Annotated in this window: 16 protein-coding genes; 7 read left to right on the forward strand and 9 right to left on the reverse strand. The window is 67.7% G+C overall.

Going from position 1 to position 18,404, the window contains the following annotated elements:
• Positions 1-34 precede the first annotated feature (34 nt).
• Genes speB through LQ757_RS12910 form a run of 4 tightly spaced genes read right to left on the reverse strand, consistent with a single transcriptional unit; the run spans position 35 to position 5,752 of the window.
• Positions 35-1,072: an agmatinase gene (gene speB / locus LQ757_RS12895; protein ID WP_231047654.1), complete on the reverse strand. Its 1,038-nt coding sequence runs from the start codon at positions 1,070-1,072 to the stop codon at positions 35-37.
• Positions 1,073-1,120: 48 nt separating this feature from the next.
• Positions 1,121-2,740 (reverse strand): thiamine pyrophosphate-binding protein, encoded by a 1,620-nt coding sequence (locus LQ757_RS12900; RefSeq protein WP_372459663.1) that lies wholly within the window; start codon positions 2,738-2,740, stop codon positions 1,121-1,123.
• A gap of 22 nt (positions 2,741-2,762) precedes the next feature.
• Positions 2,763-4,433: an amidohydrolase gene (locus LQ757_RS12905; protein ID WP_231047656.1), complete on the reverse strand. Its 1,671-nt coding sequence runs from the start codon at positions 4,431-4,433 to the stop codon at positions 2,763-2,765.
• Positions 4,430-5,752 (reverse strand): MFS transporter, encoded by a 1,323-nt coding sequence (locus LQ757_RS12910; protein WP_231047657.1) that lies wholly within the window; start codon positions 5,750-5,752, stop codon positions 4,430-4,432. The genes LQ757_RS12905 and LQ757_RS12910 overlap by 4 nt, the downstream gene beginning before the upstream one ends.
• Before the next feature lie 246 nt (positions 5,753-5,998).
• Between LQ757_RS12910 and LQ757_RS12915 the strand changes: the two genes are divergently transcribed.
• Positions 5,999-6,904 carry an Lrp/AsnC family transcriptional regulator gene (locus LQ757_RS12915; RefSeq protein WP_231047658.1) on the forward strand — a complete coding sequence of 302 codons (906 nt, stop codon included), beginning with the start codon at positions 5,999-6,001 and terminating at the stop codon, positions 6,902-6,904.
• A gap of 9 nt (positions 6,905-6,913) precedes the next feature.
• On the opposite strand, the gene LQ757_RS12920 is transcribed toward LQ757_RS12915, so the two are convergent.
• A complete protein-coding gene (locus tag LQ757_RS12920) occupies positions 6,914-7,837 on the reverse strand; it encodes a LysR family transcriptional regulator (protein WP_231047659.1) in 924 nt (307 codons plus the stop codon).
• Between the two features lie 78 nt (positions 7,838-7,915).
• Between LQ757_RS12920 and LQ757_RS12925 the strand changes: the two genes are divergently transcribed.
• Complete coding sequence (locus LQ757_RS12925; protein ID WP_231047660.1) at positions 7,916-9,664, forward strand: L-aspartate oxidase; 1,749 nt, start codon at positions 7,916-7,918, stop codon at positions 9,662-9,664.
• A 20-nt stretch (positions 9,665-9,684) separates the two neighbouring features.
• On the forward strand, positions 9,685-10,092 hold the full coding sequence (locus LQ757_RS12930) for a VOC family protein (RefSeq protein WP_231047661.1): 408 nt from the start codon (positions 9,685-9,687) through the stop codon (positions 10,090-10,092).
• A 58-nt stretch (positions 10,093-10,150) separates the two neighbouring features.
• On the opposite strand, the gene LQ757_RS12935 is transcribed toward LQ757_RS12930, so the two are convergent.
• The gene (locus LQ757_RS12935) at positions 10,151-11,146 is read right to left on the reverse strand and encodes a helix-turn-helix transcriptional regulator (protein ID WP_231047662.1); all 996 of its coding nucleotides are present in this window, start codon (positions 11,144-11,146) and stop codon (positions 10,151-10,153) included.
• A gap of 103 nt (positions 11,147-11,249) precedes the next feature.
• Between LQ757_RS12935 and LQ757_RS12940 the strand changes: the two genes are divergently transcribed.
• Both LQ757_RS12940 and LQ757_RS12945 read left to right on the forward strand, forming a co-directional pair.
• Positions 11,250-11,717: a VOC family protein gene (locus LQ757_RS12940; RefSeq protein WP_231047663.1), complete on the forward strand. Its 468-nt coding sequence runs from the start codon at positions 11,250-11,252 to the stop codon at positions 11,715-11,717.
• 92 nt (positions 11,718-11,809) lie between these two features.
• Positions 11,810-12,817: a hypothetical protein gene (locus LQ757_RS12945; protein WP_231047664.1), complete on the forward strand. Its 1,008-nt coding sequence runs from the start codon at positions 11,810-11,812 to the stop codon at positions 12,815-12,817.
• Positions 12,818-12,896: 79 nt separating this feature from the next.
• Here the strand turns inward: LQ757_RS12945 and LQ757_RS12950 are convergent, their stop codons facing one another.
• Positions 12,897-13,664 carry a hypothetical protein gene (locus tag LQ757_RS12950; protein WP_231047665.1) on the reverse strand — a complete coding sequence of 256 codons (768 nt, stop codon included), beginning with the start codon at positions 13,662-13,664 and terminating at the stop codon, positions 12,897-12,899.
• A complete protein-coding gene (locus tag LQ757_RS12955) occupies positions 13,661-14,641 on the reverse strand; it encodes an ArsR family transcriptional regulator (RefSeq protein ID WP_231047666.1) in 981 nt (326 codons plus the stop codon). The genes LQ757_RS12950 and LQ757_RS12955 overlap by 4 nt, the downstream gene beginning before the upstream one ends.
• A 257-nt stretch (positions 14,642-14,898) precedes the next feature.
• On the opposite strand from LQ757_RS12955, the gene LQ757_RS12960 reads away from it, so the two are divergent.
• Both LQ757_RS12960 and LQ757_RS12965 read left to right on the forward strand, forming a co-directional pair.
• Positions 14,899-16,362 carry an SNIPE associated domain-containing protein gene (locus LQ757_RS12960; protein WP_231047667.1) on the forward strand — a complete coding sequence of 488 codons (1,464 nt, stop codon included), beginning with the start codon at positions 14,899-14,901 and terminating at the stop codon, positions 16,360-16,362.
• Positions 16,359-16,937, forward strand: a complete 579-nt coding sequence (locus LQ757_RS12965; RefSeq protein ID WP_231047668.1) for a hypothetical protein — start codon at positions 16,359-16,361, stop codon at positions 16,935-16,937. The genes LQ757_RS12960 and LQ757_RS12965 overlap by 4 nt, the downstream gene beginning before the upstream one ends.
• A gap of 207 nt (positions 16,938-17,144) precedes the next feature.
• Here the strand turns inward: LQ757_RS12965 and LQ757_RS12970 are convergent, their stop codons facing one another.
• Entirely contained in the window at positions 17,145-18,284 is a 1,140-nt protein-coding gene (locus LQ757_RS12970) for a hypothetical protein (protein ID WP_231047669.1), read from the reverse strand.
• Positions 18,285-18,404 lie beyond the last annotated feature (120 nt).

Below are 18,404 nucleotides of genomic sequence, written 5' to 3' on the forward strand. Positions count from 1 at the left end.
GCACCGGTCGCAACGTCGGTCGGGATGTCGGCCCCTACGCCGGGGCCTGCTGCACGCCGCCGTCCCTCGGCGCCATCGCGCTGATGAGCTCGTACGCGACGTGGGATGCCGCGACCGCCGTGAGCTGCGCGTGGTCGTAGGCGGGCGCGACCTCGACGACGTCGGCGCCGACGATGTGCTTGTCCGCGAGCGCGCGAAGGATGCGCAGCAACTCCCGGCTCGTCAGGCCGCCCGCCTCGGGCGTGCCGGTGCCAGGGGCGTGCGCGGGATCGAGCACGTCGATGTCGATCGAGATGTAGAGCGGCGCGTCACCGATCCGCGCTCGGATGCGCTCGATCGCCGCGGCGACACCGTGCTCCTCGAGGTCCTCGCTCGTGACGATCGCGAAGCCGAGCCGCTCGTCGTCGGCGAGGTCCTCGACGCCGTAGAGCGGGCCGCGCGTGCCGACGTGCATGCTCGCGTTCAGGTCGATGAGCCCCTCCTCCGACGCGCGACGGAAGGGCGTGCCGTGCGTCACGGGAGCCCCGAAGTAGGTGTCCCAGGTGTCGAGGTGCGCGTCGAAGTGAAGGACCGCGACGGGGCCGTGCTTCGCGTGCACCGCACGCAACAGCGGGAGCGCGATCGTGTGATCGCCGCCGATGACGACGAGCCGGTCGGCGTGGCCGTCGAGCGCCCGCGCACCCCGCTCGATCTCGACCACGGCCTCGTCGATGCTGAACGGGTTGACGGCGAGGTCGCCGGCGTCGGCGACCTGCTGGGCGGCGAACGGGGAGACATCCTGCGCCGGGTTGTATGGCCGAAGCAGCCGGGATGCCTCGCGCACGTGCGCCGGTCCGAACCGCGCCCCGGGCCGGTAGCTCACACCGCTGTCGAACGGCACGCCGACCACGGCGATGTCGGCCCGCGGGACGTCTTCGAGGCGCGGCAGGCGCGCGAACGTGGCGATCCCCGCGAATCGCGGGACGCGGCTCGCGTCGACGGGTCCGACCGGCCCCGGGGCGGCAGTCGGAGGCGTCGTATCGGTGCCGGGTGCGGCGGCGGCATTCGGGTGCTCGGGGTGCGAGGAGTGCATCTCGATTCCTTTCGAAGAGCGGAAGTCAGTCGGAAGACGCCTGCGCGGTCACCCGCGCGGCTGTCGGATGTGCACGAGCTGGACGCCGCCCGCGGCGATCGCCGTGCGAATCGCGTCGCCGAGCTCGTCGGCGTCGTCGACGCGGCGGCCGGTCGCGCCGAAGGCGGTCGCGAGGGCGGCCCAGTCGGGCTGGACCAGGTCGACACCGATCGGGCGGATGCCCCGGTCGAGTTCGTTCTGCTTGATCTCTGCGTATCCGCCGTTGTCGACGCACACGATCGTCAGGTCGAGTCGCTGCTCGACCGCGGTCATGAGCTCGTTGACGGCGAACATGAGGGCGCCGTCGCCGAGCACGGCCACGACCGGGCGGCCGGCCTGCGCGACGCGCGCGCCGATCGCGGCCGGCAGCCCGTAGCCGAGCGTCGCGTAGGTCGGCGTGTACAGCAGGGAGTGTGGGCGTGACCGCCGCAGCACGTTGGCGAGTGCCAGGTAGATGATCTGCGACGAGTCCCCGGCGACGATCGCGTCCTCGGGCACCGCCTGCGCGATGCTTTCGGCGAGCGCGACCGTCTCGGGCGCGGTCGCCCGGATCTCTTCGGCGATCGCCCGCTTGGCCGCGGCGAGGTCCGGCTCGGCCCTATCGCCGGCGGGCAGTGCGGCGAGAAGCTCCTCGATCACCGCAGCGGTGTCGCCGACGATGCCGACGCTCGCCTCGAGGTTCTTGTCGACCTGGGCCGCCGAGCGGTCGATGCGCACGACTCGCCCACGGGGCTCGAGCCGGGGCGCCCACAGCTCGGCTTCCCCGAGCTTGGAGCCGAGTACGACGAGCACGTCGGCGGATTCGGCGACCTCTCGCCCGGCGACGAGCCGGAGGTTCGAGCCGAGGGACAGCGGATGACGCTCATCGAGCGTCCCTTTCCCGTTGAGCGTGGTCAGCACCGGCGCTCCGAGGCGTTCGGCGAGCGCGGTGACCTCGCGGACGGCGCGGGTGGCACCGCCGCCGACGATGATGACGGGCGCATCGGCCGCGGCGAGCATCGCGGCCGCCTCGCGGATGGCTGACTCGTCCCCGCGTGCAGCCGCCGGGGCCGGCCGCGCCGCCCTCGCAGCAGCAGGCACCTCGGCGGGCGACTCGAGCAGGTCGAGCGGGATCTCGATGTGCACGGGACGCGGACGCCCGGTGCGGAACAGCTCGAACGCGTCGTGCACGGCATCGACCGCCTCGGCCGCGCTCATGACACGCCGGGACCACTCCGCGATGGCGCCGACCATGGCCGAGGCATCCTTCGTCTCGTGCAGCGTGCCGACGTCGCTGAACTCGTCGCCGAGCGGAACGCCCGGTGAGAGCACGAGCAGCGGGCGCGACTCGCAGAACGCGGTGCCGATCGCACTCATCGCGTTCTGCAGGCCCGGTCCTGAGGTCGTGATGACGACTCCAGGAAGCCCCGTCTGCTGCGCCCAGCCGTCGGCGCCGTAGCCGGAGCCCTGTTCGTGCCGGTTCGTGACCGCACGGATGCCGAGGTCGGCGAGCGGCCGGTACAGCTCGAGGTTGTGCGTGCCCGGAATGCCGAAGACCGTCGTCACCCCGTAGGCGCGAATCGTCTCGAGCACCGCCCGCCCGGCGGTGTCGGCGTACGGTGCGGCGAGGTCGGCCTGCGTCTCCGCCATCGTCATCGACATCTCCCCTCCGTCATGCCGCACGGTGGCGCGGCTCGCCGCCCACCCACGTCTCGAGCACCGTGATCTCGGCGATCCGCTCCGGCGCGACCGCGAGCGGGTCGTCCGCGAGCACGGCGAAGTCCGCGTACTTGCCGGCCTCGAGCGAGCCGAGGTCGTCTTCGCGGCCGAGCGACACCGCGCCCTCGTAGGTGTGCGCGCGCAGCGCCGCTTCCGCCGAGACCCGAAGGCCGTCGGATCCGAGCCGGTGGCCGCGGCGCGTGACCCGAGTCACGGCGGTCTGAATCGCCTCGAGCGGGATCGGCTCGGCGACCGGGGCATCCGAGGAGATCGTGATCGGCACACCCGCCGCCTCGAACTCGCCGAGCGGGTTGAACCGCTCCCCCGGGGTGCCGATGGCGTCCTCGACGCCCTCACCCCAGTTGTAGTAGTGCTGCGGCTGGTTCACGGGGCGGATGCCGGCTACCGCCATTCGACCGATCTGCTCGGGTGTGGGCAGCCCGCAGTGCTCGATGCGGTGTCGCGCGTCGTCGTCGGGGCGCTCGGCGAGGGCCGCCTCGATCGCCGAGACGACCATCTCGATCGCGGTCGGCGACTGCGCGTGGGTCGCGGTCTGCAGTCCGGCGACGTGCGCCTTGCGGATCAGCTCGGCGTAGTCGGCGGGTTCGTGGTAGAGCTGGCCGGTGCGGCACGGGTCGCCGACATAGCCGTCGGGGAAGTACGCGGTCCAGCCGCCGAGCGTGCCGTCGGCGTAGAACTTGATGCCGGCGAAGCTGAGGTGCGCGTTGCCGAACTGGCCGACGAGCCCCATGTCGAGGGCGTCATCGAGCAGGTGCGAAAGCAGGTACATCGAAACCCGCAGCTCGAGCCGGCCGGCCTCGGCGAGCCTCAGGTACATGTCGAACTCGCGTCGCGACACCTGTGCGTCGCCGATCGTGGTGACCCCGCCGGCGAGGAACCGCTGCGTCGCGATGTCGAGCTGGCGCAAGTGCTCGTCGGGCTCGTCGGCGAGGTGGAAGTTCGGCCCGTGGTGGCCGATCTTCACGCCGTGGACGCCGGTCAGGATGTTGCACGCGGCATCCGACAGCTCACCGGTGAGCTCGCCGACGTCGTCGCGGAAGAACTCGCCGCCCTCGGGATTCGGCGTCTCGCGGTCGACGCCGTTGACGTCGAGCGTGTACGAGTTCACGACGCCCCCGTGGCCCGACGCGTTCATGAGGTACACCTCGCGGTCGGTCGCGACCTCGTCGAGCTCGAATCGGGTGGGATGCCGCTGCTCGACGAGGTTGCGGTGCTCGTATCCGTAGCCGCGCACGGGTCGACCGTCGGGCAGGTCGGCTGCCGCGGCCTGCAGCAGGGCGACGATCTCACGGATGCTCCCCGCCTTCGCCGGCCCGCAGTCGACCCAGGTCATCATCTGGCCGTACATGAGCGGATGCGCATGGGGGTCGATGAAGCCGGGCACGACGATCGCGTCGCCGAGCTCGACGCGCTCCGGGGCCAGCCCGGCGGCGTCGGCCGCCGCCTCGCAGTCGGCCGTCGAGCCGATCGCGAGGATGCGGCCACGGTCGAGGAGCATCGCGGTCGCCGTCGTCGACGCCTCGTCGACGGTGTGGATGGCGCGGGCGGTGACGATCCGCGGCGCGGCCTGGTTCGGCTGGTCGAAGGCGGTGAGCTTCCTCATGACAGGCGGGTCCCAGTCGTGTCGGTGCGGGCGGAGTACGACGCCGTCACGGGCGCCTCGTCGGAGTGCTGCGGTGCGAGCTTCGTGCAGATGCCGGCGAGCACGGCCATGCCGGTGAACATCGCGAGGACCGACCAGATGCTGCCCGTCCAGGCGATGAGCTGGGTCGCGAACCAGGGCGAGAATCCGGCCCAGATCGCCGCGCCCACGCCGTACGCGAGGGCGATCGAGGTGTACCGCGCCTGCGGACGGAACATCTGCGCCAGGATCGTCGCGAGCGGAGCGTATGTCGCGCTCATCGCGACGCGCACGAGCGCGGCCAACAGGAAGATGAGCGGCTCGACGCGGCCCGGGAGCACGAGCATGAACGGGACGAACGTCAGAACCGAGGTGACGAGGCCGATGTACATGACGTTCTTGCGACCCCACTTGTCGCCCAGCCAGGCGACCGGCAGCGTGACGAGGAACTCGATGAACGAGGCGATCGTCATGGCGTCGAGGATGACCTGCTCGCTCAGCTCGATCGGGGCACCGGTCGCGTACGCGGTGGCGAAGGTGGTCGCGAGGTAGTAGCCGCCCGTCGAAATGGGCAGCAGGCCGATGCCGAGCAGGATCGGCTTCCAGTTGGCACGCAGCGCGAACGCCAGCGGCATCGACTGCTTGCGACCCTCGACCTTCGCCTCGAAGACCGGGGTCTCTTCGACGCGGTAGCGCACCCAGAAGCCGACGCCGATCAGCACGATCGAGAGCAGGAACGGGATGCGCCAGCCGCCGTTCATGATGAAGTCGTCGCCGGCCCGCGACATGAGCGCGAAGATGCCGGAGGCCAGCAGTGCACCCGCGGGGTTGCCGAGCTGCGTGAATCCGCCGTAGAAGGTCTTCGACTTCTCAGGCGCGTGCTCGACGCTCATGAGCACCGCGCCACCCCATTCGCCGCCCACCGCGAGGCCTTGAAGGGCGCGCAGCAGGATGAGCAGGATCGGGGCGAGCATGCCGACGTTCTCGTACGTCGGGAGGCAGCCCACGAGCACCGTCGCGATGCCCATGAGCAGCAGCGTGATGACGAGCGACACGCGCCGGCCGAGCTTGTCGCCGATGTGGCCGAAGATGATGCCGCCGAGCGGGCGCACGAGGAAGGCGATGGCGAACGTGGCGAACGCGGCCGCGGTCGAGGCGAGCGGGTCGTCGCTCGGGAAGAACAGCGGACCGAAGACGAGCGCCGCCGCCGTTGCGTAGATGTAGAAGTCGTACCACTCGATCGTGGTGCCGACGAAGGCCGCGAAGCCGGCGCGCCTGGCCGTGCTGTGCGATGAGGTCATGACCGCTCCTTTGCGGGTGGGTGGGTGCCGGTGGATGGGGTGCCGGCGATTGGGGCGACGAGTTGGATGCTACGAGCGCCGGCGCACTGCGGCAAGCACGAAACTCCAGCGCAATGGGACATCCACTGGACTTTTGTGTACGCCGATGTGCAATTCACCGTTTCGCGTCCTCTTCCGAGTCGTCTACGCTGGCGATATGTCGATCACATCGAGCGTTCGAGGGAATCTCGGCAAATCGGGCCGCACATGGTGAACTTCGACGCCGAGCTCATCCGCGCCCTCCAGGACGACGGGCGGGCGAGCATCCACGACCTCGCCGCGGGCGTCGGCCAGACGCGGGCCGCGGTGTCGACGAGGCTGCGCGCGATGCTCGCCGACGGCACCGTGCGGGTCGTCGCCGCCGTCGACCCCGAGTTTCTCGGCCAGAACGTGCTCGCCCACGTGTCCATCCGCACCGACGGCACCGCCGAGCCCGTCGCCGAGCATCTGCGCGGCCTCGGGGAGACCGTGCTCGTCTCCGCGGTCGGCGGGGTGCACGACCTCGTCACCGAGATCCGGCTCGGCTCGATGCCCGCTCTGCATCACCTGCTCGAGCAGATCCGGGCGCTGCCGCGCGTCGTCGACATCAATACCCTGATCTACTCGACCGTGATCAAGGGCTTCTTCGTCTCCGAGTACCGCGGCGGGCTCAAGATCGACGCGACCGACGCCGCACTCATCGAGCACCTGCAGCGCGACGGCCGCACGAGCTTCCGAGGGCTCGGTGAGGCCGTGCGCCTGTCGCCGTCGGCGGTCGCGACCCGGGTCGAACGGCTCATCGCGGGCGGCGTCATCAAGATCAGCGCCGTCGAGGCGCGGGGTCTCGCGCATCGGCAGCTCTCACTCGGCGTGGGCCTGAACCTCGCAGGTGACGATGCCGCCATCCTCGACGCGATCCGCTCGTGGCGCGGCGTCGATTTCGCCGCGCGCACGCTCGGCCGGTTCGACCTGATCATGACGCTCGTCGAGCCGTCGGCCGGCGCCCTCTACGCCAGCCTCGAGCGGATCCGCGCCCTGCCCGGCGTGACCCGCACCGAGGCCTGGTTCCACCTCGCCGTCCTGAAGGAGGACTACGCACGCACCCTGCGCCCGGCCTCCGTTCGGGAGGGTTGACTGCCAGCGTCAGGCGAGCCGCATCGTCGCTCCCGCCCTGGCCGCGAACGCGGTCGCGGTGGTGGCGATCGTGTGCTGCATGACCTCGACCGCCGTAGTCGGCGCCACGTCGGCGGGCCGGGCGAGGCTGATCGTGCGCTCGAGTGTCGGGCCCCCGAACCGCACCGATCGCAGCCCGGGGCGGTCGATGAGCACCATCGCCGGGACGATCGCGACGCCGAGCCCGCGCTCGACGAACCGCAGCACGGCATCCATCTCTGCACCCTCGAGGACGACCTCGGGGGTCAGCCCGGCTGCGGTGACCGCCGAGTCGGTCGCGCTGCGAAGGTCGTACGTCGAGCTGAACACGATCTGCGGCAGGCGCGCGACCTCGTCGAGCCCGATGGTGTCGCGCGCGGTGAGCGGCGACCCGCCGGCCGACGAGATCACGACGAGCTCTTCCACGAGCAGCGGTGTCACCGTGAATCGCTCGGCCGACGAGGCATCCGATGTCGTGATCAAGGCGAGGTCGAGCTCGCCTCCCGCGAGCTCGTCGAGCAGCCGACGCGACCCCTGTTCCGAGAGGTGGAGTTCGATGGCCGGATGCTCCGCGTGGAACGCGCTCAGCACCTCGGCGACGAGGCTGATGCACAGGGTCGGGGTGGCGCCGAGGCGCACCCGGCCGCGTTCGAGGCCGGCGAGTTCGGCCAGTTCGCGCCTGACCGATTCGGCGTCGGCGAGCATGCGGCGGGCGAGCGGCAGCAGCGATTCGCCCGCGACCGTCAGTGTGCTGCCGCCGCGGGCGCGATGGAAGAGCTCGGCGCCGAGATCCTGCTCGAGCGCGGCGATCTGGCGGCTCAGCGAGGGCTGCGCGAGGTAGAGCTCCTCGGCGGCGCGGGTGAAGTTGCCGAACCGGGCCACCTCGACGAAGCTGCGCAGTTGCTCGAGGTTCACGAACGATAGCGTACGCGCATCGTCGCCACGACATAGATGCATTGGAGTAATCGGATGTCGCTGCCTAGCGTGGATCACATGACCACCTCAGGCAGAACCACTTCAGAGCGCCAGATCTCCACGACCGTGCTCGTGATCGGCACGGGCGGATCGGGCCTGCGCGCCGCCATCGAACTCGCCGAGGCGGGCGTCGACGTGCTCGCCTTGGGCAAGCGGCCGAAGTCGGACGCCCACACCTCGCTCGCGGCCGGCGGCATCAACGCGGCCCTCGCCACGATGGATGCCGACGACAGCTGGCAGCAGCACGCCGCCGACACCCTGAAGGAGAGTTACCTCCTCGCCAACCCGCACACGGTCGAAATCGTCACCCAGGGCGCGGCCCGGGGCATCGAGGACCTCGAGCGCTACGGCATGCCCTTCGCCCGCGAAGACGACGGCCGTATCTCGCAGCGCTTCTTCGGCGCGCACACCTACCGTCGCACGGCCTTCGCGGGCGACTACACAGGCCTTGAGATCCAGCGCACGCTGATCAACCGGGCCGCGCAACTGAACGTGCCGATCCTCGACACGGTCTACGTCACGCGCATTCTCGTCAACGACGACGGCGCCGTCTTCGGCGCCTACGGCTTCGATCTCGAAGACGGCACGCGCTACCTCATCCACGCCGACGCCGTCATCCTCGCCGCGGGCGGGCACAACCGCATCTGGCGGCGCACCTCGTCGCGGCGCGACGAGAACACGGGTGACTCGTGGCGCCTCGCCGTCGAGGCGGGCGGGCGCGTGCGCGACCCCGAACTCGTGCAGTTCCATCCGTCGGGCATCATCGAACCCGAGAACGCGGCCGGCACCCTGATCAGCGAGGCGGCGCGCGGCGAGGGCGGCATCCTCACCAATGGACTCGGCGAGCGCTTCATGGCTCGCTACGACGCTGAACGCATGGAGCTGTCCACGCGCGACCGCGTGGCCCTCGCCTGTTACACCGAGATCAAGGAGGGGCGGGGCACCCCCAATGGCGGTGTCTGGCTGGATGTCTCGCACCTGCCCCGCGAGACGATCATGCAGCGTCTCCCCCGCGTCTACCAGACCATGCTCGAACTGCAGATGCTCGACATCACGAAGGAGCCGATCGAGATCGCGCCCACGGCGCACTACTCGATGGGCGGCGTGTGGGTACGCCCCGAAGACCACGGCACGGATGTCCCGGGGCTGTACGCCATCGGCGAGGCATCCAGTGGTCTTCATGGAGCCAACCGGCTGGGCGGCAACTCGCTCATCGAACTGCTCGTCTTCGGACGCATCGTGGGGCAGGCCGCGATCGACTACTCGCGCGGGCTCTCCGTGCAGGGACGCTCGGCTGCCGCGGTGCAGACCGCGCGCGACGAGATCGCTTTGCTGCTTGCCTCGGATGGTTCGGAGAACCTGCGCGCCCTGCAGCGCGGCATCCGCAACACCATGACCGAGCACGCCGGCGTCGTGCGCGACGAAGCCGGCCTCCTCGCCGGGCTCGCCGAGCTCGACGCGATCGAGGCCCGCATGGCGGATGTCGGCGTGCACCCCGACATCGCCGGGTACCAGGATCTGGCGCACGCCTTCGACCTCAAGTCGGCAGCGCTGGCCGCTCGTGCGACGCTGTCGGCTGCGTTGGAGCGCCGCGAGACCCGCGGATGCCACAACCGCAGCGATTACCCTTCGCTGGATGACTCGCTGCAGGTGAACCTCGTGTGGTCGCCCGCGACCGGGGTGACGCGTGAGGCGATCCCGCCGATCCCTGAGGAGATCGCTGCGCTCATGCGAGAGGTGTCGACAGTCGGCAAGCTCGTCGAGTAGGCGAGTCATAGGATGTCCAGATGTCTCTCTTCGACCATCTCGGTATCTCCGTCGACGACCTGCCTCGCTCGATCGCCCAGTTCGATCCGGTGATGCAGGCGCTCGGCTGCACGCGGCAAGATGCGGACGACTCGGTGTCGTGGTACCTGGGCGAGGAGGAGCTGATCCTCTTCCCCGCCCGCGAGACCGGCACCGGACCGCACCGGCACGGGCGGGTGGGTTGGCAGCACCTCGCCTTCGCCGTCGAGACTCGTGCCGACGTCGACCGCCTGCACGAGATCGCCGTCGGCGCAGGTTGGACGGCAGTGCGCGAGCCGAAGGTGTACCCGCGGTTCAACGACCGCTACTACGCGTCCTTCGTCGAGGACGACAACGGCATCCGCCTCGAGTTCATGCACAACCCGCCCCGAGAGTCGGTCGCGGACTGAGTCTCGCGGTCGCTATCGACGCGTGTCGGTGGCGGCGTTTGGGTCAGTCCAAGGTCAGTCAGACGATCCCCGCTCGCGACGCTGTCGAGGCGTTGCGGGCCGCGAGTTCGGCGAACGCCTCGGTGAGCTCGGGCGGACCGATGACATCGACCTCGGTATCGAAGCGATTGAGTGACGCGGCGAGGGCTATCCAGGACCACGATCCGACTTCGAGACTGCACCGCTCGGGGCCGAGATCTTCGACGATGCCGTCGCCGGCGAACGGCAGCACTTCGCCGGCCGGCCGGTGGAGGACGACCTTCCCGGTGCAGGGCCACCGGTTGATCTGGTCGGATCCCTTGAACCGTGCGGACACGAATTCGGCGACGTCGCCTCCGGGCAGCTCTCGGGGTGCGAAACGGGGCCCGGTGGGGGTGCGTGGTGAAACGCGATCCGCGCGGAAGATTCGCCAATCGTCGTGCTCGAGGTCCCACGCGACCAGGTACCAGCGGCCGCGGGAAGTGACGAGGTGGTGCGGCTCCACCCTGCGCGGCGGTGCTGATCGGGGGTCGTCGCCGGGGCGGCGACTCGCGTAGTCGAACCGAAGCACCTCATGGGCCCGGGCCGCTGTCGACAACGCGACGAGGATATCCGGGGACACCGAGTCGGATGCCGCGTCCCCCGGCCGACCGGGGACTGTCGTGAACGCGAGGGCGTCGAGACGATGGCGCAGGCGCGACGGCATCACCTGTCGCACGGTGGTCAGCGCGCGCATCGCCGCTTCCTCGATCCCGGCGCCGGTGATGGTCGCTGCTCGAAGAGCGACAGCCAGCGCGATGACCTGTTCGTCGTCGAACAGCAGCGGTGGCAGTTCGCTCCCGGCGTCGAGGCGGTACCCGCCGTCAGGCCCCATCGTCGCGTGGATGTTGTAGCCCATCGCTCGCAGGCGATCGACGTCGCGACGAACGGTTCGATGGCTCACGTTCAGTCGTTCGGCGAGGACCGCGCCCGGCCAATCACGCCGGGCCTGCAGCAGCGACAGCAGATCGAGCAGCCGCGAGGTGGGCGTGGTCATTTCTCGATGCTAATCGAGGTCTAGGACCCGATCTGTCCTATACAGCTGGAAACGTAGGAGTTGCCGGGGAGACGCCCCGGCGAACGTCTCACGAGGAGCAGACATGAGCATCGCGACAACCACCCACCTCAACTTCCGCGGAGACGCCCGCGTAGCGCTGGAGTTCTACCAGTCCGTCTTCGGCGGCCGGGTCGTGATCGCGACCTACGGCGACTTCGGCATGCCGAAGGACGCGCCCGGTGCCGACAACGTCGTCTTCGGTCAGGTCGAGACCGAAGACGGATTCCGAGTGATGGCGTACGACATTCCTGGCCAGTCGGGAGGATCGGCGGGCAACGCGGGCTCCACTCGCCGCGAGAACGGTGCCACGATCACCGATCAGCCGTTCTTCGTCTCGGTGCGCGGCGAATCCCTCGATGAGATCCAGGGCTACTGGAACACGCTCTCGGACGGCGCGACGATCATCGAGCCCCTCGCCGCCTCGGCATGGAGCCCCGGCTTCGGCATGCTCACCGACGCCTTCGGCGTCACCTGGGTCATCGACGTCGCCGCGCCATACAACGCGGAGTAGTCGAGCACGGCCCCCCTGCCGTGTCATGGCCGGCGTCAGACGGGTGGCATGCTTGACGCCGGGGTCAGGATTCATCGAGGAGGACGCCCACCGTGAAGTTCGTTCGTCAGTTCAGGGCGTTCCCCATGTGGGCGAGGGTCGCGGCCATCGCCGCCGGCGCGGTCATCGTCGTCGGCGCCATCTCGATCCCGGTCGCCGCGGTCGCCGTCGACGAGCACAACCGGCAGCTGTCCCTCGAGAGAGCGGCGGCCGCCGAGCGGCAAGCCGCGGCGGAGGCCGCGGAAGCGCTCGCCGATGCGAAAGGCGACGCGGCCCGACTCAATGCAGGATTCGACGGGTTGACCGGCTCACTCGCCGCCACGGTGAGTCCCGACGCCGCGGCGACGTTCGAATCCGCACGCGTAAAACTCGCGTTCGCCATCGCGGACGGAGAACTCGACGAGGTATCGGCAGCCGTCACCGGCGTCACCGACGCCCTGGAGGGCCTCGCCGCCAGCGCCCAAGCACAGGCCGAGGCGCTCATCACGGCGAGTTCGCTCGCCGGCGCATCCCGAGACGCGCTCACCAAGGCCGTCGCCGAACTCGCCACCACCGACGACGTCACGGCAGCACTCACCCGGGTGAAGACCGCCGCAGACGCCGTCGTCGCCGCGCAGAAGGCCGGCAAGGCGGCGGCCGACGCCGCTGCGAAGGAGCGCGCCGAGGCCGAAGCGGAAGAGGATGCCTCGACCTGGGACGAGCCGGCCGACGAAGACCCTCCTGCCTACAGCGACCCCGGGGTCGAGCCCCCGGGGGTCATCGGGATGGAGCCGGGCGAGCGCGGAGACTGCGGCGCGAACCCGACGGGCCAGGTCGTCTCGATGAGCTTCAGCTGGCAGGCCCGCCAGGGCAACACCGTCGACGTCTACTACGCCCTCACCGACGGCGACTACAAGGCGACGAGCGGCTTCACGCAGCTCGTCTCGGGCGCCGGCCCATCGGGCTCGACGAGCATCCCGGTGACCTGCCCGGTCGGGCCGGGGCCCTACTCTTTCATCACCGTCAAAGTCGTCGCCAGCATCCCGGGCGACTCGGCTACCGCCCACTACTGGGGGCTCTGACGCAGGCTGCGTCGGAGACCCAGCAACGCGACCGGTGGTCGCGGCCGCCGACTTGGCGATGTCGTAGCCAACATTGGGGTCACGTGCGCGGTTGCCCGACCTTCGCCCGGATCAACGCGACGATCACCTCCGGTCGGACGCCGGATGCGTTCAGCATCGGATTCCGATGTGCTGTGGCTGCGAGCTGATACAGCTCGCGCTGCGCGTCGCCTCGCGACCCCGGCAGTTCGGGCTTGTCGATCCGCCACCCACCGATCTCGTCTGCGCCACGCAGATGGGCAACCTGCAGGAGGTTATGAATGTCGACGAGGTCTTTGGGCGCGTGGCGCGAGCTGTAGCTCAGCGCTTTCAGGATGAGGGCATGTTCGACGGTCGGTACCTTGATCGCGAACTGCAGCCGGGTGCCATCCGTGAGCGTCACATCGAGGTCGATGAGGATCGGATGGCCCGCCAAGACCACGCGCAAGCCGGGCACGGCATCGAATCCGCGCCCTCCCAGCTCGACCTGACGAAATCGGGTGTCGCTCGGCACGAGGACGTCGATCGCCCGGCCGTCTTCGGACTCGTACCGGTTCCCGCGCTTCGGCTCATATCCGAAACGGGTGAATGCGGAATGGAGAGCCCCCGACGCGGCCACTTGGGTGGAGAGGGCTGCATCAGCGTCGGCGGTCCTGCGGATGATCGCGGCCGCTGTCGGGAATGCGGCGAGCAGGAGCCCGACCATCTGGCCGCCCACAATGCGAGCATCATCGATGTCCTCGGTCGCAATTGCGACATCGTGGACTGCACGGTATGCGGCGTCGTCAGCATTCGACGTCGACACCGTGATTGCCGAACGACGAATCACCGAGCACCCCATTCGCGAGCAAGTTGCTTCACCACGTGTTCGACCGCTTCGTCGGCGTCGGAACCACCCGTGCGCAAGATGTCGTGCGCCACGATCAACGGGTCGGCCGTCGATGGGCGTTGCCCACCGGCATACGCGTTGGCGGTCGGCCACAGGGTTGGGTCTGCCGGCACCCGTAGCTCGAGGGTCGCCCGTTCAGCTGTGGTGTGCGCGAAGCCCGCCTTGGCCAGGTCGAGTCCCGCCGCTGCGTAGATGATCGCTTTCGCGGGAACGCGCCACGGAGCGATCCGGTCGGCGCCGACGTCGCCAGACAGGATCGCGTTCTCCGCGAGGCCCGCATTCAGCGCCGTCTCCGCTTGGGCATTCACCGGGTCAAGGGCGAACCAGTTGACCCCGATGCCGCCTGCGCCGGGGTAGTCCGCCAGAAACCTCGCTGCGAGCGGTCGCACATTCACGACCGACCATCCGGAGGATCCTCTCGCCACGAGATCGTTGAGCTTCGACACGGACTGCGACACGGCAGCCTGAGTGATGCCGACCTCGTCTGCCAGTTGCGCTTGCGTTCTTGGTTCGCGGGTGCGGCAGAGCGCCCGCATGACCGCGAACCTCCCCCACGGAGTGCGACGGGAGGACTTCGGCAGGGTCGGTGTGGTTGCGACCGCCGCCGACGGCCGGAACTCTTGACCGTCGATCAGCGCGACGCCGTCATCGACGGCGACGACGGCGAGATCCCGCTCCGCAGCCGCGCTTCTCAATGTGGGAGTCATGCGAGGCACTACGTAAAGCAGCTGTCCGCCCTCCGTTTGACGGAGGTCGCGGGCGATCTGCGACGGTGTTGCAGGCGTTTGTCGGACTTTCATCTCCACCGATCGCCGTCCGTCTCGGAGGAGGTCGACTCGGGAGGCGCCCTGCACGTCGACATCGACGCCTGATGCGATGAGCAGGTCGATCGCCCGGTCAGCCGTCACCCGATCCATCCGCTCACCCCACATAAGTTGATCTATCCATTCTCAGAATAACTTATATTGATGTTCTTCAACAGAACTTATGCTTGCGCAGTCGTCATCTGCGGGCTTTCCACCCGCAGAAGGTCGCCGAATCGAAGCTCACCCGATCGGGGGGTCTCGCGTAGAGGGCCTACCGGGCTAGCGTTTCAAGTTCGGTCCCTACATCGTGGAGGTCTCATGCGACCCGAACCAATGTCCAATATCGCGCGATCTGCTCGAGGCGCTCAATGACCGGCACGGCTCCCGCGGGCTGGTACCCAGACACTGCTTCGCCGAACACCCTTCGCTGGTGGGATGGTCAGCAGTGGACTGCGCACGTCAGCGAAGTTCATCCTGCCGCCGTAACCACGGTGCCAGCGGCAAGGACCGAACGGTCCACCGCGCGGATGTCGAAACGCGAGGCACGAGGTCGAGTGGAAGAGCTCGAGGCGCTCGTTGCGAAGCACGGGCTCAAGCAGTACGGAGAGATCGACGAGTATCGCGCGCGAGTCGAGATGGAGATCGCTGGCGCTCGGACGGCCGCGGACGCGGAGCACGCTTCACTTCGGGAGCAATGGGATCGGGCCATCGGGGACCTGGCCCGAGAGCATGACAAGCTCAGTGCGACGAATCAGTCCCTGCGTACCGAAATCGAGCAACACAAGCTGGAAGTCGTGAACCTTCGGGAAGCCGTCAGCCTCCAGGAGCTCGGGGTATTCGACTACGAACACCCGGCCGAGTCATCCGCTGATCTGGCAGGTGATCTGGAAGTGCTGCGAGGGCAGATCAAGGCGGCCATCAGGGACAAGCGAGCTTCGACTGCCAGCCAGAACTTCACGTTCAACAACTCCGCTGCAAAGGGCCGCAAGTTCGTCAACGACATGAGCAAGATCCTGTTGCGCGCTTACAACGCCGAGGCAGAGAACTGCGTCAAGACCATGCGTGCCGGCAACCTCGCCGCAGCGCAGCAACGTCTCGCGAAGGTGGCCGAGCAGATCGAGCGCCAGGGCTCGATGATTGATCTGAAGATCACGCCGTACTATCAACAGCTCCGGATGAAAGAACTCGCCCTCGCCGCAAAACATCTACAGGCAGTGCAGCGGGAGAAGGAGCTCGAGCGCGAACGTCGGGCCGAGCTGCGCGAACAGCGCAAAGCCGAGCAGGAACTCGCGCGCGAACATGAACGACTTGAGAAGGAGAGGAACCACTACCAGAGCGTGCTGGCGGCCCTCGAGGCGAGCGGGGATGTTGAGGGTGCCGACAGAATGCGGCAGAAGCTCGCCGATGTCGACCGCGCGATCGAGGACGTCGACTATCGGGCCGCCAACATCCGTGCGGGCTACGTTTACGTGATCTCGAATATCGGCGCGTTCGGCGAGAACATGGTCAAGATCGGGATGACCCGACGGCTCGAACCGATGGACCGCGTCAATGAGCTCGGCGACGCCTCCGTACCATTCAGGTTCGATGTCCACGCCCTGTTCTTCGCCGATGACGCCGTCGGCGTCGAGAACATGCTTCACGCGGCGTTCGCAGAGCAGCGCGTGAACAAGATCAACCTCCGCCGTGAGTACTTCCGCGTCACGCCAGCCGAGGTGCTCGACGCTCTCAAGGCGCACGACGTCGAGATCGTCGAGTACACCGTCGAACCCGCCGCTGATGAATACCGAGCGAGCAGCGCACCAGACCTACTCGAGCGGGTCGCACTGTGATGACGATCAGCCCCGAGACCAGCGCGAACGAGAAGCCGTCGAGCCCGAGGAGGCACACGACGCTACTTGTTGCCACGGCCGCTCTGCTTGTCGGCGGGATCGCCGGAGGTATGGCTGGCGCGGCAATCGGTAGCGCCGGCCCCTCGCAAGAACTTTCTGAGACGGATGCCGCCCTGGACGAAAGCGCGTCGAAGCTTGATGACGCCGAACGGCAAATCACCGAGCTGGAATCCGAGATCGACACCCTCGAAAGCGACGTGAAGGAACTCGCCCCTCAGGCGATCGCAGCAGATGCACCAGACGCGCCGCAACCGTCAGGTCCGGCCGGGAATCTCCCCGAGGGTTACCCCTTTGTCGTTCAAGTCTCGGAGCTGCCGGATCAAGTCAGGAACTGGTACGAAATGGGCTCGCACACCGAGGCGGTCGCGCTCGCGCCAGGAGTATGGACCGAGTTGCCGCCCGGTGCGGACATGGAGTCTGCGATCGCAGCCGGCATCGCCGACGGGTTCTGCGCGTCAGTTGAGGCGTACGAGCGCGACTACGCGAAGCGAGATCTCGCCGGGACCTGTTGGTAACGAGATCGCGCAAGCGAGGCTCGACCGCGGATCGAATGTCCTGCCGTTGCGACCTAGGTCAAGAATCGGAAGGTCGGAGAACCTGCGCGCCTGCAGCGCGCCACCCGCAACACCCTGACCGAATTCGGCTTGGAAGTTGGGCGTGTCCTTCTGCAGTGCCCGCCAAGGCCAGTAACCCGTTTACGGATACCTACGCATGCGCAAACGTCAGGCGTCGAGCCCCGGAAGGATCCAACTCCCGTGCTGTAGGTAGAACGCGAGAAACGGGTCTGCGACGTTGACGCGATCGTCCTTGTACGCAAATGCAGCGTCGCTTGTCCCCCGTCCCTTGCGTGCAATCTCGGCCATATGGCCGAGCGCACTGGTGAGCGGCTGGTTCTTCGGCACATCGATGAAGTAATTCTCAAGCTCATTCGCTAGAACCGAGTAGTGATACTCAAGCTTGGGACTTAGCGCCTTGATACCGAGCAGAATCGCGCCGTAGCTATCGGTCTTCCGGCCATCCTTCAAGAGTCGGCTCACTCGCTCCTGTCCGCGAGTAGGCGGGCCTTGCCGGAGCTTCTCAAATATTCCAGGAATATGGCGGTCAGCGACAGTCCGAAAGAATGTCGGCCACGAACCGGGCGCCGAAAGCGGCTGTGTGGATTCCCTGGATTTGTATGTTCCATTGGCCCACACGAGATCCTGACAGAGTTGCTGCATGATGAATGGTGCACCGAGGCTCGCCTCGGCCAGCTTTCCTCCGAGCTTGCCGCCATCGTCCAAGAGGTTTAGCACTCGGAACCCGTCGGTCGCGATCTCGGCCAGTTCGCCCACTTCCCAGGGCTCGACCTTTACGCCCCAGACACGACCGTTCATATCAGGACTGTCACGCACTGGATCGAACGCGACGTGCGGCACTGCGATCAGCACCACATGCGTCTTGAGGATTAGTTCCTTCACAACCAGCGTGACCTCTTTGCGCAGATCCTCATCCTCAATGTAGTGAAAGTCGTCGAGGACGATCGGGACTGGAGTGTGGGCAAGGTACTCGAGCACCGTGCTCGCCGCGGACCTCAAGTGCCGGCCGCTGATAGTAGCGCTCTTATCGAAGGCGGGGCGAACTCCTAGCTTCGCCTGCATGAAGTCTGGGATTCCAATCATGACGCTGGCTTCAACACCAACCTCAGATCCTTCAGACTCGGTTGTCGACACCTCGGTATAGGCGTCGAGCTGATCGACGATTGCAGACCAGACGTCTTCGATCGTCTTCAGCCGATTGCCGCTAATCCAGACAGCGAATTTCCGAGGCAGCATGTGCTCGACGAGTACCGTCTTTCCGGATTTGCTGGGACCGGAGATAACCAAGCACTTACCTCGTTGGCGGAGGTACGAGGTGATCTCTGACTCTAGGAGAGTCCCGCTGCGCGGATTGTATGTATGAGCAGGATAGTTGCCCGCCACAAAGACGTCGGCAACGTCAATCGG

Origin of the sequence: Agromyces cavernae (assembly GCF_021044935.1) — a bacterium.
Lineage (GTDB): Bacteria > Actinomycetota > Actinomycetes > Actinomycetales > Microbacteriaceae > Agromyces > Agromyces cavernae.

Bases quoted from the DNA above. Each gene is read 5' to 3' on its own strand.
- LQ757_RS12940 (WP_231047663.1), top strand. From the start codon at position 11,250: ATGAGCATCGCGACAACCACCCACCTCAACTTCCGCGGAGACGCCCGC.
- LQ757_RS12910 (WP_231047657.1), bottom strand. From the start codon at position 5,752: ATGACCTCATCGCACAGCACGGCCAGGCGCGCCGGCTTCGCGGCCTTC.
- LQ757_RS12960 (WP_231047667.1), top strand. From the start codon at position 14,899: ATGACCGGCACGGCTCCCGCGGGCTGGTACCCAGACACTGCTTCGCCG.
- LQ757_RS12925 (WP_231047660.1), top strand. From the start codon at position 7,916: ATGACCACCTCAGGCAGAACCACTTCAGAGCGCCAGATCTCCACGACC.
- LQ757_RS12905 (WP_231047656.1), bottom strand. From the start codon at position 4,433: ATGAGGAAGCTCACCGCCTTCGACCAGCCGAACCAGGCCGCGCCGCGG.
- speB (WP_231047654.1), bottom strand. From the start codon at position 1,072: ATGCACTCCTCGCACCCCGAGCACCCGAATGCCGCCGCCGCACCCGGC.
- LQ757_RS12915 (WP_231047658.1), top strand. From the start codon at position 5,999: ATGGTGAACTTCGACGCCGAGCTCATCCGCGCCCTCCAGGACGACGGG.
- LQ757_RS12930 (WP_231047661.1), top strand. From the start codon at position 9,685: ATGTCTCTCTTCGACCATCTCGGTATCTCCGTCGACGACCTGCCTCGC.
- LQ757_RS12900 (WP_372459663.1), bottom strand. From the start codon at position 2,740: ATGGCGGAGACGCAGGCCGACCTCGCCGCACCGTACGCCGACACCGCC.
- LQ757_RS12935 (WP_231047662.1), bottom strand. From the start codon at position 11,146: ATGACCACGCCCACCTCGCGGCTGCTCGATCTGCTGTCGCTGCTGCAG.
- LQ757_RS12955 (WP_231047666.1), bottom strand. From the start codon at position 14,641: ATGGATCGGGTGACGGCTGACCGGGCGATCGACCTGCTCATCGCATCA.